18 protein-coding genes are annotated in these 21,016 nt (G+C 69.1%); 10 read left to right on the top strand and 8 right to left on the bottom strand.

What is annotated here, in order from left to right; translation table 11 throughout:
• Positions 1–4: 4 nt before the first annotated feature.
• The 3 genes from D3869_RS15450 to D3869_RS15460 all read left to right on the top strand — a co-directional run bounded on the left by D3869_RS15450 (position 5) and on the right by D3869_RS15460 (position 1,782).
• Positions 5–541: a hypothetical protein gene (locus tag D3869_RS15450; protein WP_137140886.1), complete on the top strand. Its 537-nt coding sequence runs from the start codon at positions 5–7 to the stop codon at positions 539–541.
• Positions 542–649: 108 nt separating this feature from the next.
• Entirely contained in the window at positions 650–1,138 is a 489-nt protein-coding gene (locus D3869_RS15455; protein WP_137140887.1) for a YajQ family cyclic di-GMP-binding protein, read from the top strand.
• A gap of 188 nt (positions 1,139–1,326) precedes the next feature.
• The gene (locus D3869_RS15460; protein ID WP_137140888.1) at positions 1,327–1,782 is read left to right on the top strand and encodes a hypothetical protein; all 456 of its coding nucleotides are present in this window, start codon (positions 1,327–1,329) and stop codon (positions 1,780–1,782) included.
• 15 nt (positions 1,783–1,797) lie between these two features.
• Here the strand turns inward: D3869_RS15460 and D3869_RS15465 are convergent, their stop codons facing one another.
• On the bottom strand, positions 1,798–2,808 hold the full coding sequence (locus tag D3869_RS15465) for a M23 family metallopeptidase (protein WP_137140889.1): 1,011 nt from the start codon (positions 2,806–2,808) through the stop codon (positions 1,798–1,800).
• Positions 2,809–2,952: 144 nt separating this feature from the next.
• The gene (locus D3869_RS15470) at positions 2,953–3,327 is read right to left on the bottom strand and encodes a response regulator (RefSeq protein WP_137140890.1); all 375 of its coding nucleotides are present in this window, start codon (positions 3,325–3,327) and stop codon (positions 2,953–2,955) included.
• A 252-nt stretch (positions 3,328–3,579) separates the two neighbouring features.
• Here D3869_RS15470 and rpoH point away from each other — a divergent pair, with 252 nt between their 5' ends.
• A complete protein-coding gene (gene rpoH / locus D3869_RS15475) occupies positions 3,580–4,455 on the top strand; it encodes an RNA polymerase sigma factor RpoH (protein ID WP_137140891.1) in 876 nt (291 codons plus the stop codon).
• A gap of 344 nt (positions 4,456–4,799) precedes the next feature.
• Complete coding sequence (locus D3869_RS15480; protein WP_137140892.1) at positions 4,800–6,881, top strand: putative bifunctional diguanylate cyclase/phosphodiesterase; 2,082 nt, start codon at positions 4,800–4,802, stop codon at positions 6,879–6,881.
• Between the two features lie 28 nt (positions 6,882–6,909).
• On the opposite strand, the gene D3869_RS15485 is transcribed toward D3869_RS15480, so the two are convergent.
• Positions 6,910–8,799, bottom strand: coding sequence for a potassium/proton antiporter (locus tag D3869_RS15485; RefSeq protein WP_137140893.1), 1,890 nt, complete (start codon positions 8,797–8,799; stop codon positions 6,910–6,912).
• A 304-nt stretch (positions 8,800–9,103) separates the two neighbouring features.
• On the opposite strand from D3869_RS15485, the gene D3869_RS15490 reads away from it, so the two are divergent.
• Positions 9,104–9,856, top strand: coding sequence for a porin (locus tag D3869_RS15490; RefSeq protein ID WP_247895866.1), 753 nt, complete (start codon positions 9,104–9,106; stop codon positions 9,854–9,856).
• Positions 9,857–9,996: 140 nt separating this feature from the next.
• Positions 9,997–10,176: a hypothetical protein gene (locus D3869_RS15495; RefSeq protein WP_014198692.1), complete on the top strand. Its 180-nt coding sequence runs from the start codon at positions 9,997–9,999 to the stop codon at positions 10,174–10,176.
• A gap of 79 nt (positions 10,177–10,255) precedes the next feature.
• Here the strand turns inward: D3869_RS15495 and D3869_RS15500 are convergent, their stop codons facing one another.
• Complete coding sequence (locus D3869_RS15500) at positions 10,256–10,786, bottom strand: GNAT family N-acetyltransferase (protein WP_137140895.1); 531 nt, start codon at positions 10,784–10,786, stop codon at positions 10,256–10,258.
• Between the two features lie 181 nt (positions 10,787–10,967).
• Between D3869_RS15500 and D3869_RS15505 the strand changes: the two genes are divergently transcribed.
• Complete coding sequence (locus tag D3869_RS15505; protein ID WP_137140896.1) at positions 10,968–11,282, top strand: hypothetical protein; 315 nt, start codon at positions 10,968–10,970, stop codon at positions 11,280–11,282.
• A 41-nt stretch (positions 11,283–11,323) separates the two neighbouring features.
• Here D3869_RS15505 and D3869_RS15510 read toward each other — a convergent pair whose 3' ends face one another.
• The gene (locus tag D3869_RS15510; RefSeq protein WP_137140897.1) at positions 11,324–12,340 is read right to left on the bottom strand and encodes a patatin-like phospholipase family protein; all 1,017 of its coding nucleotides are present in this window, start codon (positions 12,338–12,340) and stop codon (positions 11,324–11,326) included.
• Between the two features lie 176 nt (positions 12,341–12,516).
• On the opposite strand from D3869_RS15510, the gene D3869_RS15515 reads away from it, so the two are divergent.
• Positions 12,517–14,310: an ABC transporter ATP-binding protein gene (locus D3869_RS15515; RefSeq protein WP_137140898.1), complete on the top strand. Its 1,794-nt coding sequence runs from the start codon at positions 12,517–12,519 to the stop codon at positions 14,308–14,310.
• A 21-nt stretch (positions 14,311–14,331) separates the two neighbouring features.
• Here D3869_RS15515 and D3869_RS15520 read toward each other — a convergent pair whose 3' ends face one another.
• Complete coding sequence (locus tag D3869_RS15520) at positions 14,332–16,899, bottom strand: hybrid sensor histidine kinase/response regulator (RefSeq protein ID WP_247895867.1); 2,568 nt, start codon at positions 16,897–16,899, stop codon at positions 14,332–14,334.
• Between the two features lie 469 nt (positions 16,900–17,368).
• On the opposite strand from D3869_RS15520, the gene D3869_RS15525 reads away from it, so the two are divergent.
• On the top strand, positions 17,369–19,147 hold the full coding sequence (locus D3869_RS15525; protein ID WP_175426504.1) for a tetratricopeptide repeat protein: 1,779 nt from the start codon (positions 17,369–17,371) through the stop codon (positions 19,145–19,147).
• 22 nt (positions 19,148–19,169) lie between these two features.
• On the opposite strand, the gene D3869_RS15530 is transcribed toward D3869_RS15525, so the two are convergent.
• Complete coding sequence (locus tag D3869_RS15530; protein ID WP_247895868.1) at positions 19,170–19,895, bottom strand: fused DSP-PTPase phosphatase/NAD kinase-like protein; 726 nt, start codon at positions 19,893–19,895, stop codon at positions 19,170–19,172.
• 92 nt (positions 19,896–19,987) lie between these two features.
• Entirely contained in the window at positions 19,988–20,989 is a 1,002-nt protein-coding gene (locus D3869_RS15535; RefSeq protein ID WP_137140901.1) for a hypothetical protein, read from the bottom strand.
• Positions 20,990–21,016 lie beyond the last annotated feature (27 nt).

Raw genomic sequence — 21,016 nt, forward strand, 5'->3', positions numbered from 1 at the left:
CGCCATGGAAAGCCTGACCGTCATCTTCGGCTTCGTCGCCGTCGTCACCCTGCTGCTCGTCCTGTCGGCTTTGCGCTGGACGCGCAGCCCGATGGCCCGCGTGGTGATCCTGCTGCTGTTCGCCCTGCTTCTGCCGGCGGCCTACGCCGCACCGGCGACCCTGCTGGGCCGGGCGAAGCCGGTCACGCTGGAATGGATGGGCGCCAACGTGCGTGAGGCCAAGGTGCTGAGCGCCACGCTGGTGGAGAACGAAGCGATCTACCTCACCCTGCTCTGGGAGCAGGCGCCCAACCTTTACCGCCTGCCCTGGGACCGCCGCATGGCGGAGCAGCTGCAGGAGGCCCAGCGCGAGGCCCAGCGCAACGGCACCAACCCGATGATGCGCCTGCCCTTCGAGCGGTCCTGGGACGACCGGGAGCCGCGCTTCTACGCGCAGCCGCAGCCGAAGATGCCGGACAAACCCTATGAGAACGCCCCCGGCAACGGCGGACCGGGCGGGAATCCGGGAATCGAGTTCCAGCACCCCGGCCAACCGACCTGAGTCCCGACGGGCCGATTTCCGTCACAGCCTCCGTGATGGCCCCTTGAAGGCGGGGTGCGGCCTCGTCTACGGTTCCGCGAATCACCCCGCTTGAGCAAAGAGAGACCCATGCCGTCCTTCGACATCGTGTCCAAGACCGACATCCACGAAATCGACAACGCGCTGAACGGCATGCGCCGCGAGATCGAGACCCGCTTCGACTTCAAGGGCTCGCGCTGCAGCGTGGAGCGCACCGAGAACGACATCACCCTGCTGGCCGACGACCCCCCCAAGCTGGAGCAGATGCAGGAGCTGCTGCGGGTCTACGTCACCCGGCGGAAGCTGGACGCCGGTGCCCTGGACTATTCCAAGCCGCCGGAGCGGGCGGCGGGCGACGCGCTGCGCCAGGTCGTCACCGTCAAGCAGGGCATCGCCCAGGACCTCGGCAAGACCATCGTCAAGGCGATCAAGGACGCCAAGATGAAGGTCCAGGTCTCCATCCAGGGCGACGAGCTGCGCGTCACCGGCAAGAAGCGCGACGACCTCCAGGACGCCATCGCGCTGGTCCGCGGGCTTAAGATCGAGCAGCCCCTGCAGTATTTGAACTTCCGGGACTGACCGGCGGCAAGGCTCCGCAGGGTCATTCTTGCCGGGCGGCCGGTCAATCTTGCCGGGTGGGGCGGAAATTTTTGCCGGGCGCCCGGGCGGCGAGGGAGCCGAGCCGACCGGCCCCCGGCCTCTTCCGATGATGGCCCGTCCCTTGCTTGCCCTGATCCGGTAGCCGAACGCCGCAGGGTCCACGCGCCATGTCGATACCGGCCAACGCCGACGCTTCCCAGTTGATGCGCATCCGGGCTGAAGAGCTTCTGGAGCGCAAAGGCACGGGTGCGCCCCGGCAGGCGGGGGAACTCGCCGGCCAGTTCGCCGCGATGCTGGAGCAGCTGAACGGCGTCCGCGGCGAGGATGGCGGCGCGTCCCTGATGGCGTCCTCCGCGGCGGGGCCGGTCACCGGAAGCTCGGCGATCGCCCACCGGCTGGGCGTCGGCGCCGTCAGCGTCTTTGCGCAGAGCGATGCGGATTCGGCGTCCGGCGGCCCGGCCATGGACGGCCAGACTCCCGACCTGACGGCGCCCAACGCCGAGGGGGCGATGCAGGTGGTGCAGAGCGCGCTGCAGGCCGAAAGCGCACCGAACTTCCGCTGGCTGACCACGCTGCTGACCCAGGGCGTGCCCGACCGCATGAAGACGGGATCGGCTCCGTAAGCAGGGAAGGGCGGCTCAGCGAACCTCCAGCCGACGTTCCAGCGTGACGACCGTCTGGCCGTCGCGGGTCAGCGTCACGATGCCCTTGTAGGGTCCCTTCGGCCATCCCGACGCCGGGCGCTTCAACCCCTGATAGGCGAACCACGCGGCCTTGTCCCCGGTGATGCCCTTGCTGTTGTCGAACAGTGACCGGCCGTTGCCGTCGAGGATGCGGACCCGCTGGGTGTCACCGTCGCGGACGCCCATGATGTCGGACCACAGAACCAGCAGGGGCGAATCCTGGGTCAGCGTCTCGCCGGCGAACTCGCCGTGGCGGGCCGGCTCGGCCTCCGGAACCCGGCTGGTGGCGAAGCCGGCGCCGAGGCCGGCGGTCGGCCGGTAGGCGAGCGCCTTGGCCGTGGCGGCGTTCCACAGCGGCGCCATGGTCTGGCCGCAGGCGGTGAAGGGCTGCTGGCCGACGAAGGGGTCGACGACCGCGCCGTTGTGGCGCACGCCGAAATGCACGTGGGGGAACTCGGTCAACCCCGACAGCCCGACCTCGCCCAGCCGTTGCCCGGCCTCCACCCGCTGGCCGGGGGTGACCGCGACGCTGCCGCGCTTCATGTGCAGGTAGGCGGTCTGCCAGCCGTCGCCATGGTCGATGATGACGGCGTTGCCGCCCCCGACCTTCATCACCGTATCGCGGCCGATGAGGTTGACGTTCACATCCTCCATGCCGTCGCGCACCCTGAGGACGGTTCCCGCGGCGGCGGCCAGCACGGCGACGCCCTTGTCCATCGCCGTGTAGTCGGGCAGGCGGAAGTCCGTGCCGTCGTGGCCGTCGTAGCTCAGCCGCCCGCAGGCATGGTCGCGCCAGCCGGGGCCGGAGTCCTCGTCGACGTAGTTCTGGATGAAGCAGGTCTCCCCGACCCGGCAGTCGACGGGCAATCCGAAGGCCGGCGCCTCCGCCGCCGCGGGGCCGGCAATGGCCAGCGCGCCCAGGAACAGGCCTGCGGACAAGGCGGTGGTGAGCGCGGCGCGGATCATGCAGACGTTCCGGGGCGGTGGGCGGGTTTGCGGGGGAAGGGTGAGGCAAGCCCCGTCCCGACGCAACCGCAAGGAAGCCATACGCCGCCCGGCCATTACCCTCCACCCAGGGCTCCCCACCCAGGGCTCTCCATCCAGGGCCCTTCAGCCGCCGATCAGCACCGCGAGCACTTCGGAAGCGAGGACCGCGGGCTTGATCGGCTTGCGGACCATCCGGGCGACACCCAGCTTGGTCAGGGCCTGCATGGTCAGCTCCGGCGGCACCCGCTCGTCGATTCCGGACAGGACGATGATCCGCAGGTCCGGTCGAAGGCTTCTGGCCGCCTGGATGACCTCGAACCCGTCATGATCGGGCATGATGAGGTCGGTGACCAGCAGATCGAACTCATGGAAGGTCAATGACTCGATGGCCGCCCGCGCGTCGGTGCAGCCGGTCACGCTGTTGCCTTCCTTTTCCAGAATCTTGCTGACGATGCTCAAGGATACAGGGTCGTCATCGACGACAAGGATGTCGGCCATCGGAGTCCGCCCTCTCATGATTCGGTGTTTGGGTTCGGGGTTTTCAGACCTGAATAAGGCCGGGCTGGTTTACGCCCCGTTTATGGGCCGGCGCGGCCATGCATCCACGTCAAGGCGCCCGGCACTCTGTCCGTGCGGCGTTGACTTGGCGTTCCGTACGCGTACACTGTGAGGTGCCTTCCCGGAGAGGGCGCCGGTCGCCCAGCACGGGGGCCGGCGGATTGGGTCATATCGCTTTCAAGAGGATGTGACATGAGCACCGCATTGACGCTGACCACGCCTTTTCCCGGCGAGTCGCTGTCCCGTTACATCGAGCAGGTCCACCGCTTCCCGGTCCTGGGCGCGGAGGAGGAGTATGTGTTGGCCACCGCCTGGCGCCAGCATGGCGACATGGAGGCGGCCCGCAAGCTGGTGACCAGCCATCTGCGTCTGGTCGTCAAGATCGCCACCGGCTTCCGCGGCTACGGCCTGCCCATGACCGATCTGGTCGGCGAGGGCAACATCGGCCTGATGACCGCCGTCCGCAAATTCGAGCCGGACCGCGGCTTCCGCCTTTCCACCTACGCGATGTGGTGGATCAAGGCGTCCATCCAGGAATACATCCTGCGCTCCTGGAGCCTTGTGAAGCTGGGCACCACCGGCGCCCAGAAGAAGCTCTTCTTCGGCCTGTCCCGCCTGAAGCGCAAGCTGGGCGAGTTCGGCAACGGCGACCTGAAGCCGGAGAGCGTGTCCCGCATCGCGCAGGAACTCGACGTGCCGGAAAGCGACGTGGTGGCGGTGAACCGCCGCTTTGTCCAGCCGGTGGCCTCGCTGAACGCGCCGCTCTCCGCCGGGGAGGGGACCGCCGAGATGCAGGACTTCCTGCCCGACGAGCGTCCGAACGCCGAGGACAGCCTGCTGGAGCGCGACGAGGCGATGCACCGCAGCGCCCTGCTGCGCGACGCGATGGCGGTGCTGAAGGACCGTGAGCGCGACATCCTGACCGCCCGCCGCCTCAGCCCGTCGCCCAAGACGCTGGAGGATCTGGCCGCCGTTTACGGCGTCAGCCGCGAGCGCATCCGCCAGATTGAGGAGCGCGCCTTCCAGAAGCTGTCCCAGCGGGTGCGGGAACTCGCCGCAGCCGCATGAAGGGGGGGCTTCTTGCCTCCCTCTGCGTCCTGATGTATATCGAAAGACCTAAATCCAGGCGGGATGCTTCGCGCCGCCGGCACCGTTCCACCGCGTGAGACGGGACGGCGTTCTCCTGCCTGCGGTTGTGGTACGGGGAATTGCGGATGCAGCAGATGTTGTGATTTCGCCGCAATTTGTTGGAAATCGGCCCGCAAGCCGTCATAATGACAACTCAGTTTCTGTGCACCCCTGGGGGGCAGGCTTGGTCTCCAGCCTCGGGGGCGCCTTGGTGAGCGGGTACGGTTTTGTCCAACGTGTCTCCAGCAGAGCATCAGGGTCCTGACAGCCCGTCCGCACCGGCAATGCCGACGACGGCGGCGTTCCTGGCGTCGCTGGCCGAAAGCCTCATGCAGCAGGCGTCCTTCGCGTTGGTCTATGCCGACGCCGGGCGGCGCTGCCTGTTCGCGAACCCCATCTTCGCCGCCGTCTTGCGGACGTCGCCCGAGGCCTTGGCCGGGCGGCCCCTGGCCGAATTCGACCATCCCCTGGCGCGCGCCGTGGCGCAGGCGCTGGAGCGTGCCGGCCAGACCGGGGAGGCCGCTCCGGTGGATTGCGAGATCGAGCGCGCGGACGGCGGGCGCGGGGTGCTGAGCGGCTGTGTCTTGCCGCACCGCACCGGCGATGGGGGGCAGGGCTTCCTGGGGCTGTTCCAGGACGTGACCGATCCGGCCCGCATCGCCGATTTCGTCCTGCGCCGCGATCCCTTCGTGACCACGCTGCTCGATGCGGCGGTGGACGGGGTGGTGGTGGCGGACCGCCACGGCATCATCCGCACGGTCAACCGGTCCTGCCGCGCCCTGTTCGGCTACGACGAGGAGGAGTTGATCGGGCGGAATGTCTCCGTCCTGATGCCGCCGCCCTTTTCCCGCGACCACGACAAGTACATCGGCAGCTATCTGGAGACGGAGCGCGCCAAGATCATCGGCATCGGGCGCGACGCGCTCGGGCGCCGCAAGGACGGCGCGGTGTTTCCGATCCATCTCAGCGTCGGCGAGGCCCGGCTGGCGCGTGAGGTCGTGTTCGTCGGCATCATCCGCGACATCTCCGAACGGCTGGCGGCGGAGCAGCGGGCGACCTATCTCGCCCGGCACGACCCGCTGACCGGGGTTCTGACCCGCACCGCCTTCCTGGAGGAGTGCGAGGCGGTGCTGGCCACGCCCTTCCCCGGCCAGGAAGAGGGGCTGTTCGCGCTTTACGCGCTCGACGTCGACCAGTTCAGCGACATCAACGAGGCGTTCGGCTTCCATGTCGGCGACGCCGCGCTGAAGGCGATGGTCAGCCGGGTGACGGAGGTTCTGCCGCAGCAGACCTATGTCTGCCGCATCGCCGCCGACGAGTTCGCCGCCCTGTCCCGCGTCGAGAGCGCCGAGCAGGCGGAAACGTTGGCCGATCTGCTGCACGACCGGCTGACCGCCTCCATCTACGCCGACCGCCATTGGGTGCGGCTGCGCCTGTCGATCGGCGCCGCGGTGCAGGATGCCGACATCCGCACGCTGGAGGAGCTGAACGCCAAGGCCAAGCTGGCGCTTCAGGCCGCCCAGCACAACGGCGGCAACGCCGTCTGCTTCTACACCCCGGAGATGGCGGCGGCGGCGACGCGGCGCATGTTCCTGACCATGCATCTCGCCCACGCCATCGAGCGGAACGAGCTGCACATGGCCTACCAGCCCATCGTCGAGGCGCGCTCCGGCCGGATCGTGGGGGCGGAGGCGCTGCTGCGCTGGAACCAGCACACGCTGGGGCCGGTCTCCCCGGGCGAGTTCATTCCGGTCGCCGAGGAAAGCGGCCTGATCGTCCCCATCACCGACTGGGTTCTGACCGCCGTCGTCGAGCAGATGGCGGCGTGGGAGAAGGCGGGCACCCTTCCCAACCAGATCTTCATCAACATTTCCGGCCCGCAATTCCTGCGCGGCAACCTCAGCGCCCGCCTCGAGGAGCTGCTGGGCCGCCACCCGGAGCTGCGCGGGCGGCTGGGGCTGGAGATCACCGAGCAGGCGGCGGTGCGCGATCTGAAGGCCGCCGTGCAGACCCTGACTGAGCTGGAGGCGATCGACGTCCAGGTGGCCATCGACGATTTCGGGTCGGGCTACTCGTCGCTCAGCTATGTCCAGCAGCTCCCGGTGTCGAAGCTGAAGATCGACCGCGCCTTCATGGCGGACATCCCGGACAACCTGAAGAACGGGGCGCTGGTCCGCGCCGCGGTCGGCATGGCGCACGGCCTCGGCCTCGTCACCGTGGCCGAAGGGGTCGAGACGGAGGAACAGCGGGATTTCCTGGTGTCCGTCGGCTGTGACCTGCTTCAGGGGTATCTGTTCGGCCGCCCGGCGGCCCCGGACGCCTTCGCCGCGATGATCCGCGCCCAACAGCAGCCCGCGATGGCCTGAGCGTCGGGCGGGAGGGCCGGAACGGGAGTCATCCCTCCAGCCGCTCCGGCTCCTTCCCGGTCAGGGCGGGCGCTTCCAGGGCGCGGGCGGGCAGGCGCTCGCGGCGGGTTTCCCGGCGCTGCCAGCGGCGGAAGGAGCGTTTCGACCACCAGGACAGCATCGTCTGCCAAAGCCGTTCCGGCCCCTGGAACAGCGGCACGCGGGGCTTGTCCATCGCCGATGGCTCCAGCGCCAGACCGACCGAGGTGATCTGGCCGTCCTGCATGTCGCGGACGATCAGCTCCACGCCGCCCATGCGCATCCGGTCGCCCAGCTCGCAGGCGCCGCCGAACTCGTTGCGGAGCAGATCGCGCAGCGAGCGCTGGGCGTTGGCCAGCGACAGGGGCAGGCCGTACATCTCGGCGATCTGCTCCACCGTCGCGTCGGGGTTCAGCGCCAGATCGCCGTAGAATTCGCGGTCGTCCTGATCCAGTGGGCGGCTCTCGGCGAACAGCTTGTCGATCAGCGGCAGCTGGCCGGGCGGAGTGAACAGATAGACCATGTCCCCGGCCTGGAGCGTCCGCGCCTTGTGCAGCGGCACCACGCGCCCGTCGCGGATGACCAGCGAAGGGCGGGCGAAGCGCGGCGTGCGCTGGCCGCGGGCGGCGGGGCTCTTGGGGTGGACGGTGTAGGCGACCATCTCCTGGTCGGCCCCGCCGGGCAGCTCCAGCTCGAACCGCTCGACCGGGCCGCGCCGCGGCGGGACGATCAGCTTCAGCCAGCGCGCCATCGGTCCGATGGTCCAGCCCTGCACCGCCAGCGACACGATCACCACCAGGAAGGCGGTGTTGAAGATCACCTGACCACCCGGCAACTCGCCCAGGATCGGCACCAGCGCCAGAAGCATCGAGACGGCGCCGCGCAGCCCGACCCAGGCCATGAAGGTCTTCTCGTTGGCCGAGAAGCGGAAGGGGAGCAGGCACAGCCACACCGCCAGCGGGCGCGCCAGCAGGATCAGCAGGACGGCCAGCGCCAGGGCGGGCAGGGCGATCGCCCCGAAATCATGCGGTGTGGCGAACAGGCCGAGCATGACGAACATCACGATCTGGCTGAGCCAGGTCAGGCCCGAGTGAAACTGCCGCAGGCCCAGCGCCCCGCGCAGCTTCACATTGCCGGCGACGAGGCCGGCGGCGTAGACGGCGAGGAATCCGCTGCCCCCCAGCTCGTTCGTGCCGGCGAACAGGAACAGGGCGAAGGCCAGGGTGACCACCGGGTTCAGGCCGGGGTCGAGGCGGGCCTTGTTGATGAAGGCGGCCAGCCCGGCGCCGCCCAGCACGCCGAGGACCGCCCCGCCGGCGATCTGCTTGACCAGGAAGCCGGCCAGCTCCAGCGGCGTCCCCCAGCCGTGCAGCGCCGCCTCCACCAGCATGGCGGTCAGCAGGATGGCGGTCGGGTCGTTGCTGCCGGACTCGATCTCCAGCGTCGAGCGCACGCGGTCGCGGATGGTGATGCCGCCGACCCGCAGCAGGAAGAACACCGCCGCCGCGTCGGTGGAGCTGACCGCCGCGCCGACCAGGAAGGACTCGATCCAGGGCAGGCCCAGCAGACCATGCGCGGCGACGCCGATGACCCCGGAGGTTATGGCGACCCCGAATGTGGCGAGGCTGAGCGCCGGCCACGCGGCGGCGCGGTAGCTCGACAGCTTGGTGTCCAGGCCGCTTTCGAAGAGGATCACGGCGAGCGCGATGGAGCCGATCAAGAAGGCGCTGTCCGCGTCGTTGAAGCTGATGCCCCCGACGCCGTCGACCCCGGCGAACAGGCCGACGCCCAGGAAGATCAGCAGCAGCGGCGTGCCGATCCGCAGCGCGAGATAGCTGGTCAGGATGCTGACGATCAGCAGCGACGACCCGATCAGAATGATGGTGCTCGCCGTCTCCATAGTCCTCGCGCCGGAATGGGGATGATGCCGCCTTCGCGGTCATCCGATTTTGGCAATTCTTGGGCGCGAGTGCAACGCAGCGGCCAAAATTTCCCAATGTTCCTAAAATAATACAGAAATGTCTCCCGCAATGCAGCATTGCAGCGGGCTACAATCCTTCCGGGTTAATGCAACGGGCGAGGGGCATTTCATGTTTCGTACACGGCTTATTCCGGCACCACCCCCCGTATCTCTGCCCTCCGTATCTCTGCCCTTTGCAGCCCTGATGCTTGTCCTGTCATCCGCCGCGGCGACGGCGGGATCCTTGCCCGACCTGGATCGCACGGCGGCGGGCGGCGGCGCCACGCCGATCCGGTTCGACAAGAAGGCGATCGATCTCGGCGGCTGGGGCGCCCTGGAGGTCGGACAGACGGAAAGCGCGTCGCGCCGGATGGTGGTGACCACGCCGGTGCGCGATCAGTGGTTCTCCGACCCGGTCTTCATGAACGACGGCGCCTTCGGCGGTCCGGACGCGCGGGCGACCTACTATTCGCCGCGCCTGCACGGCTTCAACATCGGGCTCGGCTACACCCCCGTGCGGACGGAGCTGGGGGCGGCCGATCCGCTCGCCCGCCATGTGGTTGAGGGTGTGGTGCGGCATGACGGGCGGCTGGGCAAGGCCCGGCTGCGCATCACCGCGGGGGCGGGGAAGGCCGCCGTCGCCAAGGACCGCGGCACGCCCCGCCGGTCCTGGGTGGTCGGCGGTCAGGTGACGTTGCCCGGCGTGACGGTCGGCGCCGGCTATCGCGAGCAGTTGCCGGACGGCGGCGCGGCGCGGCGGACGCTCAACGCCGGCCTGTATCTGGAGCAGGGAACGCCGCTGCGCGGCTGGACGGTCATGGGGCGGCTGGCCCACAGCCAGGTCGGCGCCGAAGCCCCGCAGGAGGCCTGGTCCACGGGCCTGCGGTTCCGCATGTCGCCGAAGGTCAGCGTCACCGCCGATCTGGGCACCATGACCTACAGCGGAGACCCGTCCGACAGCACGATGCTGCGCGTCGGAACCCGTGTTCTGTTCTGAAAAGGGGTCCCGAACGGGCCCGGCATCCCTCTTTCGTCCTCATCCAAGGGTGGTTTCCCGACGGAATCGCGGTGTCGTGGAAGCAAATCGCCTTCTCGCCTGTTTATAGGAGCGAGAAGCACCACAAGGAGGGTTTGGACATGTCTCGTTTGCGCCTGATCGGGACCGCCATTGCGCTGTTGACGCTCGCGGCCTGTTCGACCGGCGGCGTGGTGGGCGGCACGGCTGGCGCCGCGGGCGGCTACGCGGTGGACGGCAAGCGTGGCGCCATCATCGGTGGCCTGGGCGGCGCCGCGCTGGGCACGGCCCTGGATCGCTGACCGGACGCGACGGACACGATCCGTTGCCGATGACGACAAGCGCGTCGCGCCGACCAAGGCGCGGCGCGCTTTCGCTTTTCTAGGCCCGCCATTCCTTGCGCAGGATGGCGTACTGCATCGTGTTCTCGAAGATGGGCAGCCCGTCGCCGTCCGTTTCGAAGGATATGAACTCCACGAACAGGCCTTCCTTCCTCATGCCGAGCCGTTCGCACAGGCGCTGCGACGCGACGTTGGTCTCCTCGACATAGGCGTAGAGGCGGCGGGCCTGCTTCACCGTGAACAGATGTCCGAAGAGAGCCCGCGCGGCCTCGACGGCGTAACCGGCCCCGGCAAAATCCGCGTTGAAGTTCCAGCCGACCGCATAGGTGTCCGGCGGCTCGGGCACCTGGAACAGGTCGCCGATCACCCGGCCGGTGCTGCGCAGGCACACGGCGACGTGTTCGTCGCTTCGGCTGCGCGTTTCCACCTCCGCGGCCGCCGCGTCGAGATCGTCCAGCTTGAGCGAGAGGAAGCAGCTCGCCCTGGGGCGACGCAGATAGGCGAGGAGGTCGGGCGCGTCCCCATTCCGGAAGGGCCTCAGGATCAGGCGGTCGGTGGTGATGGGGTCCATGCATCGTCTCGGCGGAAGGGGCCGGAACCGGAAGCCGGCAGATCATGAGCCGGTCATTTTTGCCGCCCGGCACATCCACGCCATCAGCAATCCCATGCATGCGGTTGATTGCCAAGCATATTTTAGGTTGCACAAAACTTGCTTGTCGGATCTCTCAGCCCATCGGTCACGAGAAACCGTCATGCAAATCTCCAGCTACATCAGCAACGTCTCCCGCGTCGTCGCCAAGTTCACGGCGCAGAGCGAGAAGACCGAACCGGAGAAGGAGGCGAGCGGAGTCAGCGCCGCCGACGCCTTCCTCAAGGAGGCGCGGAAGTCGCCGGCCCAACGCATCCGGGACCAGATTCTCGCCCGCATGAAGCTGGACGAGGAGTCCCTCGCGTCCATGCCGGCGGAGAAGCGCGCCGCGGTCGAAAAACAGATCGCCGAGGAACTGAAGCGCCAGTTGTCCGGCGAGAAGGACCGGCGCGGCGCGGCGGTCGACCTGACCGCCTGACACCGCTATACCGGGGCTCGGGCCGGGGCTCAGACCGGGGCTCAGATTGGGGGCGCGTAACCGAACACCCTCAACGCGTCCTGAAGGTCGGGGAGGACGCGCTCGACCGCCGCTTCCCCTTCGCGGATGCAGTCCTCCGCACGGTCGAACTCCGACAGGCCGATGTGACCCAGCCGCGGCGTGATGTGGACGTCCGGCGGTTCGCCCGCCAGACGGGACCGCGCGATGCGGTCGGTGACGATGCCCAGCGAGGACACCATGACGCCGAACAGGCTCGGCCCCTCGTAATCGCGCCGGAAGATGCGGCGGCTCAGCGCGCCGATGGGCACGCGGAAGCCGGCGCGCGGCTTGGCCTCGCCGTCCGGCCCCTGCTCCTCGTCGATCAGCTTGAGAAGGTCGAACCCCGCCGCGGTGGGCACGGCGGCGCCGGGGCGCCGCGACTTGCCGATGATATCGGCGGCCAGATTCACCGCGATGACCATCTGGGCGCCCAGGGCCCGGCAGGCCGACACCGGCACCGGGTTGACCAGGGCGCCGTCGACCATCCAGCGCCCTTCGAAGCGCACCGGCGGGAAGACCCCGGGCAGGGAGAAGGAGGCGCGCAGCGCGTCCACCAACGGGCCGTTGCGCATCCACACCTCGTGCCCGGTGACCAGATCGGTGGCGATGGCCGCGAAAGGGTTGGGAAGCTCTTCGATCAGGACGTCGCCCAGATGATGGCGCATCTCGGCCACCAGCCGGTCCCCGCCGATCAGCCCGCCGCCCTGGCGCAGCCGCAGGTCCAGATAGCCGACGATCTTCATCCGGGTCAGGCTGCGCGTCCACTCCTCCAACGCGTCGAGCTTGCCGGCGAGATGGAGGCCGCCGACCAGCGCCCCCACCGAACTGCCGCAGACGATGTCCGCCTCGATCCCGTAGCGGGCCAGCGCCCGCAGGACGCCGATGTGCGCCCAGCCCCGCGCCACCCCGGCGCCCAGCGCCAGACCGATGCGCGGCCGGTGATGATGCTGGCCGTAGCGATTGCCGGGCCCTTGTCCGTTTCCGCCGTCCGCCGCCATGGCGCCTCCTTTGCACAGGGTGGAGCGCGTTCCGGCCGGTATCGTGCCATCCGCCCGGTTAAGGAAGCTTGATCGGTCCCGCCCCGGTGGACAAGGCCCGGTTGATGAGGGCTCGGTGGACAAGCACCGGCGCCATCGGCTAAGCCATCGCGATTGCGCTACAGGAAGATCGACACGTGAGCAAGAAGAGCGGAGAACGGCTGCGCCTCGACGCGGCGACGGAACGGCTGGTCGGCCGCATGCTGCGGGAATGGGTGCGCCCCTACACCGGCAAGCTGATGCTGTCCTTCCTGCTGATGGCCGTGGTGGCGGCGGCGACCGGCGCCTACCCGCTGCTGATTGACCAAGCCTATTCGATGTTCTCCGAGCAGGACCGCGGCATGCTGCTGGTCATCCCGCTCCTGATCATCGTCGTCACGGCGGTCAAGGCGCTGTCCATGTATTCCCAGACGGTGGTGACCACCGACATCGTGCAGCGGATCATCACCGACGTGCGCCTGTCGATGTTCGACCATCTGCTGAGGTCCGACACCGCGCAGCTTCACGCCGCCCCCACCGGCACGCTGACCTCCCGCTTCATCAGCGACGTGGACCTGATCCGCAACGCCCTGTCGCGGACCCTGACCGGGCTGGTGCGCGACATCCTGACGGTGATCGCGCTGGTCGGGTCGATGTTCTATCTCGACTGGGTGCTGTCGCTGATCGTCTTCCTGATCTACCCGATCGCCGCCATTCCCATCGTGAACATCGGCAAGCGGCTGCGCCGCGTGTCGCGCGACACCCAGGCGCAGATGGGCGACATGACCGCCCTGCTGACGGAAAGCCTGGCGGGTGCCCGCATGGTCAAGACCTATTCGCTGGAGGAGTACGAGCGCGCCCGCGCCGCCCGCGCCTTCGAGGACAATTTCGCCCTGACCATGAAGGCGACCCGCGCCCGCTCGCGCATCGACCCGATGATGGAGGTGCTGGGCGGCGCCGCGGTGGCCGGGGTGATCGCCTTCGCCGGCTACCGCATGGCGATGGGCGAGGGCTCGGTCGGCGCCTTTTCCGGTTTCGTCGGCGCGCTTCTGATGGCGGCGCAGCCGGTGCGCGCCATCGGCACGCTGAACGCCGTGCTCCAGGAGGGGCTGGCCGCCGCCCAGCGCATCTTCGAACTGGTGGACGAGAAGCCGACCATCACCGAGCAGCCCGGTGCCAAGCCCCTGGCGGTGGAGCGCGCCGCCGTGTCCCTGCGCGGCGTCCGCTTCGCCTACGAGGAGGGGACGGAGACGCTGAAGGGCATCGACCTGGACGTTCCGGCGGGGGCGACGGTGGCCCTGGTCGGGCGCAGCGGCGCCGGCAAGTCCACCGTGTTCAACCTGATCCCGCGCCTCTACGACGCGACCGGCGGTCAGGTGCTGATCGACGGGCAGGACGTGCGGGCGGTGACCCTGAAGAGCCTGCGCGGCGTGATCTCCCTGGTCAGCCAGGACACGGTGCTGTTCAACGACACGGTGCGGGCCAACATCGCCTTCGGGCGGCTGGACGCCCCCTTCGACGACATCGTGGCCGCCGCCAAGGCCGCCGCCGCGCACGACTTCGTCGCCCGGCTGCCGGAGGGCTACGACACGGTGATCGGCGACCGCGGGGTGAAGCTGTCGGGCGGCGAGCGGCAGCGCCTCGCGCTTGCCCGCGCCTTCCTGAAGGACGCGCCGATCCTGCTTCTGGACGAGGCGACGAGCGCGCTGGACAGCGAGTCCGAGCGGCTGGTGCAGGGCGCGCTGGAGCGGCTGACCCAGGGGCGCACGACGCTGGTCATCGCCCACCGGCTGGCCACCGTGCGCAACGCCGACCGGATCGTCGTGATGGAGGGCGGGCGCATCCTGGAGCAGGGCACCCACGACACCCTGATCGCTCAGAACGGCACCTACGCCCGCCTGTGCAAGCTCCAGTTCGGCGAGGACGGCGAGGCCGCCCTGCTGGCGCCCTGATCCGCCACCCCCGGCCCGCGGTCAGTCGGCCGCGGGCATCATCTCCACCACGGCGTTGCGCAGTTCGTGGGCGGCGATGGGTTTGTGCAGTAGGGTGTGGCCGCCCGCGCGGGCTTCCGCCAGACGCTCCGGGGCGGTGTCGCCGGTGATGATCGTCGCCGGCACCGGGGTCCTGAGCCGCTTGCTCACCGCCCGGATGGCGTCCAGCCCGGTCTCGCCGTCGCGCAGGCGATAGTCGGCCAGGATCGCGCTCGGCCATTCCCCGCTTTCGACGTGCCGGACCGCGTCCTCGATGGAGCCCGCGGTCAGCACCCGATACCCCCACCCCTCCAGCATGGCCTGCAGGCCGTGGCGAATCAGCGGCTCGTCGTCGATGACCAGGATCATGCCGCGCCCGTCGGCCGCCATCAGACGGGCTCTCACCGGTTCGGAGCGGGTGGCGTGGCGGGCGATCAACGGCACATCGACGCCGAAGGCGGACCCGGCCCCCATTCTTGAGCGCAGGTGAATCGTGTGGCCGAGCAGGCGGGCGAGACGGCGCACCACCGCAAGGCCGAGCCCCAGCCCCTTGCTGCGGTCCCGTTCCTGGTTGGCGACCTGATAGAACTCCTCGAAAATCTCCTCATGCTGGTTGGCCGGGATGCCGATGCCGGAGTCCATCACCTCGATGAGCAGGCGGTCGCCCCGGCGGCGGCAGCCGATCAGCAGGCCGCCCCGCTCGGTGTAGCGCAGCGCGTTTTCCACAAGGTTGCGCAGGATGCGCATCAGCAGGGCCGGATCGCTGCGGACCGTCAGGGCGCAGGGCACCACGCGCAGCCGCAGACCCTTCGCCTCCGCCTGGGGATGGTACTCGGCGCCCAACTGCTCCATGATCGGGCCGATCGGCAGATCCTGCAGTTGGGGAACGATCAGCCCCGCATCCAGCTTGGACACGTCGAGCAGGCTGTCGAGCAGCATGCGCAACCCGTCCATGGCCAACCCCATGGAGTCGAGAAGCGGGGCCGCTGGGTGCCCGTCCAGCCGCTCCGCCAGTGCCGATTGGAACAGCATCATCGCCTGGACCGGCTGCCGCAGGTCGTGGCTCGCGGCGGCGAGGAACTTGGATTTCGCGACGTTGGCGCGGTCGGCTTCCGCCTTTGAGGCGCGCAGGGCGTCCTCGGCGCGGCGGCGCTCGGTGATGTTGCGGACGATGCCCGTGAAGTAGCGGCGCTCCCCGGTGGTCCATTCGGTGACCGCCAGTTCGATCGGGAAGATCGAACCGTCCTTGTGCCGCCCTTCCACCTCGCGCCCGATGCCGATGATTTTCTTCTCGCCCGTGCTCTGGTAGGCCTCCAGATAGCCGTCATGGGCGGAATGATAGGGTTCCGGCATCAGGATTCGGATGTTCCGGCCGACCGCTTCGCCGGCCTCGTACCCGAAGATGCGTTCCGCCGCCGGGTTGAAGCTCTGGATCGTGCCGGTCTCGTCGATGACCAGCATGGCGTCCACCGCGGTCTGCACGATGGCCCGGTGGCGGGCCTCGCTTTCCGCCAGGGCCGCCTCGCGCCGCCGGATGAGGTCGGCGGCGTTGCGGATGGCGCGGCCCACCGCCTCCATCTCGGCCACGCCGCCGTCGGGCGGCGGCACCGGGTGTCCGGCGCCCAGCGCTTCCGCCGCTCCGGCCAGTTGGGAGACGGAGCGCGTGAGGCGCCGCCCGAACAGAACCGCCGCCCCGATGCCGGTCAGCAGAAGAAGGAGGCCGCCGCCGGTGAAGAGCAGGAGGGTATGACGCGCCGGGAACGCCACCAGGGCCGTGGGAACGCTGGTCGCGACCACCCAGCCGAAGCTCCGCGACCGGCTGTAGGCCTGGATCGCCTCCACCCCTTCCAGATTGACGGCGTGGTGGATTCCGTCGGGCATGTTCTGCATGCCGCTCCACAGCGAGGTGGGAAGCGGTTTTCCGACGAGTTGCTCGGACAAGTGCGACCGGGCGATGACGACACCGTCCTGGTCGATCACCCCGGCCCGCCAGCCCGCCGGAATGCGCTCCGGCGACACGATGGCCTGAAGCCGCTCCTGGGGGATGGTGACGTTCAGCAGGTAGCGGATCCGGCCGTCGCGGATCACCGGGGCGACCACCGCCAGAAGCGGCGTCCGGCTGATGTCGCCGATGAAGAGGCCGGTGATCTGCGGCCGTCCCGTGTCGATCACCCGTTGGTCGGCCTCGAACACGGTGCCGTCCGGCAGCGCCGCCCCCCAGGGCACCCGGCTGTTGACCAGTTGCCGGCCCTGCGGGTCGCGCAGAACCACGTTGGTGCCCAGACGGTCGCGCACGACGACGGCTTGCCGGTGGAAAGCGGCCAGATCCTCCGTCGTCAGGCTTTCCGACGTGGAGAGCACCTCGGCTGCGGCGATCTGACGGCTGACCTCGCGTTCCACGTCTTCGGCCAGCAGGCGCGTCCGGTCGAGCACGAGCTGTTCCGTTTGCCGGGCCTGCGCATCGACGTTGCGGATCAGGAGGAACACCGAGAAAAGGACCAGCGGCATCGCAACCGCCATGACCAGCAGGACGAGCCAGCTCCGCACCCGTTGCGGCCGCAGCAGCCACATCGGACGCCGGTTCGAGCGCCCGGTCGAACGCTGCGGTGTCTCCCGGTTTGGACTCATCGAGTCGGCCGGCGTTCAAACGCAACCATGGACCGGATCGCTCGATGACCGCGTCCGACGTGGTTGGCATCGCCCTTGCTGACGGCCCAGGCCCGTTCAGACGGCGCGGGAGCGCGATTCTGCTCTGGGAGCGGTGAAAGGAGCATGGGGTTGGCGGGGCGGGCGGTCGGGAAGGCGTGTCCGGTCCGAACATACCGAGGCATTTCGCAGACCATTTCCAGGCTAACCGGTTGCGGGCAACTCTGAACCAGATCGTATCATACCACGCAATAATTGGTTGATAATCGATCCATTCCCTCATGGGATGAGGTCCGGGGCGTCCCGATCCGCAACGCGCCGCCCAGGATCGCTTCGGCCGGCGGCCGACGGCGGCGATTGGCGTCGGGACCGATCCGGTCTATGGTCCCGCCCCATGGAACCTGCCCTCGACGACGCGATCCGCCTGCACAAATCCGGCAACCATGCGGGGGCGGAGCCGCTCTACCGGGGGGTGCTGGAGCGTGAGCCGGCGAATCGCGGCGCGCTGCAGATGCTGGCGATGCTTTTGGTGCAGACCGGACGCCCGGCGGAGGCCGCCGACCATTTCCGGACCATCCTGCGGCTGGAGCCCGGCGTCGTTGCCGGCTACAGCAACCTGGCCGCCGCCCTGCGCCTGGCCGGCCAGGGGATGGAGGCCATCGCCTGCCTGCACCGGGCACTGTCCCTCGACCCGGCGCACGCAGCCTCCTGGTTCAACCTCGGCAACGGGTTGAAGCAGCAGGAGAAGGCGGCGGGCGCGGACTCGAGCTATCGGCGGACCCTGGCGCTCGAACCCGGTCACGCCGCGGCGGCGGGCAACCTCAAGACGCTGCGGGACCAGTGGGGATCGCGGCTGGACGAGGCGGCACGGCGGACCGCCGCGGCGCGCCACCCGGCGGCGGACGCCGAAACCTGCACGGCGGCGGCGGAGGCGTGTCTGGCGGTCGGGGATGCGGCGGCGGCGGAAGCGATGGCGCGCGCCGCCCTGGAGCGGGACGGTGACCATCATCGGGCCAACCGTCTGCTGGGGCGCCGTCTGCTGGAGCGCAGCGGGGCGATGGGCGTGCAGGATGGAAAACCCTTCGCGGTCGACCGGGCGCTGGTCGAGGAGGCCATCGGCGCGTTGCGCCGGGCCGTCGCCGCCCGCCCGGACGACGACGAGGCCGACTGGCTGCACGTCGCCGCGGTGGCGACGCTGGTGCAGGTGGGGATGGCGTCCGACACGGTGCTGCGCGATGGCGCGAGGGCTGCCTGGATCCGTCTGCGGCGCCACCCCAAGGACACGGTCGCGGCCTCGGTCGTCGGTTTCCACGCCTACCGTCGGGACCGGCTCGTCCTCGCCTCGTGGCTGAGCCGACGCTTCCGGCGGCGCTTCAGCGCGGCTGAGGTCGCGCGGGAGCATGAGCTGGGCCTGTGGACCATGCTGCGCGCCGACGACGCCTTCTTCCACACCCTGCCGCCGGTCGAAGCGGTGCTGGCGGGCATGGCGCCCCTGGAATGCCGCTGCGAGCCGGCGCCCGCCCCGGCCGGGGAACCGTTGGTCTTCCTCTGCTGCGACGACGTCTATTTCCAGCGCTTCGCCCCGGCGCTGCTGGAGTCGTTGGCGGAGCGGATGCCGGGCGCCATGATCGCCGTCCATGTGGTGGTGCCGTCTGCGGAGACGGAGCGGGCGATGGCGCGCTGGCGGACCGATGGACGGCTGAGGGTGGGCTTCTCGCTGGATCGGCCGGACATGGCGGGGTGGACCGACATCAAGCGCGTCACCTACTACGCCTCCGCCCGCTTTCTCCGCGCGTTGCAGTGGCTGCGCCGGCTGGATCGCCCGCTGATGGTGGTCGACACCGACGCCTGGATCACCGGAGATTTGACGGCTCTGCGGGCGGAGATGGCCGGGTACGACGTCGGCCTCATGCTCGACGGTCGCCGCCGCGGTCCGTCACGGGAAATTCCGGTCGGGTTCGCCGTCTACGAGAACACCCCCGGCGGCGACCGCTTCCTGTCGCTGATCGGCTCCTACATCGGGCATTTCCTGGCGGGGGCGGAGGTCTACTGGATGCTGGATCAGATGGCCCATTACGCGGTGCTCGACTGGCTGAACCGGCATGACCCGGTCCGGGTGCGCCGCTTCGATTTCCTGGCCTTCCCCTATTGCCACTTCGTCGGGGCGAAGTGAGGCGCCCCGCTCATTCCCGCGGTCACTCCCGCCCCAGAACCCGGTCGACCACCGTGTCCGCCCATTCGCGGGAGCGGAAGCTGGCCTTGGCCTCCACCGGGTCGTAGACGCGCTCCACCCAGTCCCAAAAGGCGATCGGGCGCTTCTCGTTGTAGGCGGCGTAAAGCTCGAAGAAATAGTCGAGGATGCCGGTCTTCGCCTGCTTGAAGTGGCCGTACTTCCAGTGGAGCTGCTTGGTCGCCCGCTCCAGCGGCACGCCCTCGTGGATGAAGAGGTAGAGCGCCGACATGAAGCCGGCGCGGTCCGCCCCCGACTTGCAGTGCAGCAGCGCCGGATACTGCATGGTCGCGAACAGGTCGCGGGCCTTCAGCAGCGTCTCCTTCTTCGGCATGTCGCGGGAGTTGACCGGAAAGTCCACCAGCGTCAGGCCGGCCGCCCGGCAGGCCTCGGCCTCCAGGATGTAGGAGGCGCAATCGCGGCTGCCGCGCAGGTTCAGGATGGTCTTGACGCCTTGGCGTGCCGCCTCGCGGATGTGCGAAGGGGAGGGCTGGCTCGCCCGGTACATGTTGGGGGAGATGCGGTGGGTGTTCGAATAGACCAGCCGGAAGCAGGCATGGTCGATGAACACGCTCTCGACATGTCCGAGTGCCCGTTGCAGCGGGGAGATCATGCGCCCGCGCGCCCGCTTGATCCCGTCGGCCAGCGCGGTGGTCGTGTAACGGCGCAACATCTTCCTGGTGGTGGCCACGCAAGCAGTCTCCAAATCGACAAGGCCGCCAAGATAGGCACACTTTGCGTGGCGTCAAGGCTGCCGCGCCGCTGGTCAGTGCGGCGCTTTGCTCATCCGGCCCGCAGGACCCGTCCGTAGATGTCGTACCGCGCGGCCAGCGACAGCACGATCTCCATGTAGAGGTTGATCAGGCCGTTGGCGTAGAAGGCCGGGCAGCCGGTGTAATGGCGCTCGCCCGGTTGCGCGGTCGGCTCGATCAGGTCGGCGTTCAGGACGATCATGCCACCCGGCGCCTCCGCGTCATAGACGAAGGCGGTCTGGTGGCGGGGCAGGGGATGGATGGCCTGATGGTCGTCGGCCTCGATGTGGCCGGCCCCCATGAACTGGCACAGCATGCCCAGGCTGCCCATGGCGAGCGGAAGCACCTGCTTCAGGCTGCGGCGCGACAGGTCGTCGTATTCGGCCGGGGTCAGGCCGGGCTTCAGCATCGGCGCCGACTCGCACAGGTTCCAGCAGACGTGGAGCGCGGTGTGGCTGCCCGTCTTCGTGATCGACAGCATGTCGTAGCCGGACGGCGCGTGCAGCACCGACGCCTCCAGCGTGTTGGCGAGGACGAAGCTGGCCGCGGCGAGCGGGGTGATGGCGCCCTCCGCCCGGCAGCGCTCCTCCTCCAGCGTCACCTTGATCGCCCAGTCCTTGATGATGGCGTCCAGCAGGTGGCACACGCTGTCGCGCAGGAAGCCGATCAGCGTCTCCGCCGGGGCGGCGTCCAGCCCGGCGGCGTCGGCGACGTCCAGCCCGTGCGGCGAGTCCGGCGGGTTGCACAGCAGCAGATGGCCGTCGGCGTCGAGCGGCATGCGGTTGGTGATGTGGTCGCGCAGGTCGTTGTAGAGGAAGGCCAGCAGCGTGTTGATCGCGACCTTCTCGTAATCCTCCTTGCGGGTGTCCGCGTGGGCCGGGCACTGGCCGGCGAGGCGCTGAAGCTCCTCGGTGAAGAGGTAGTTCGGGTCCTCGGTGATGCGGTGCAGGATCGGCGCGAGGTTGATCCGGCTCATCCCGGCCTCCTCATGCGCGGCGAGATAGGTCAGGGCGAAGTCGTTGGAGCGGGCCATGATGGGGCGTCAATCTCGTGAATGAGG

The organism is Azospirillum brasilense (genome assembly GCF_005222205.1).
Lineage (GTDB): Bacteria > Pseudomonadota > Alphaproteobacteria > Azospirillales > Azospirillaceae > Azospirillum > Azospirillum brasilense_G.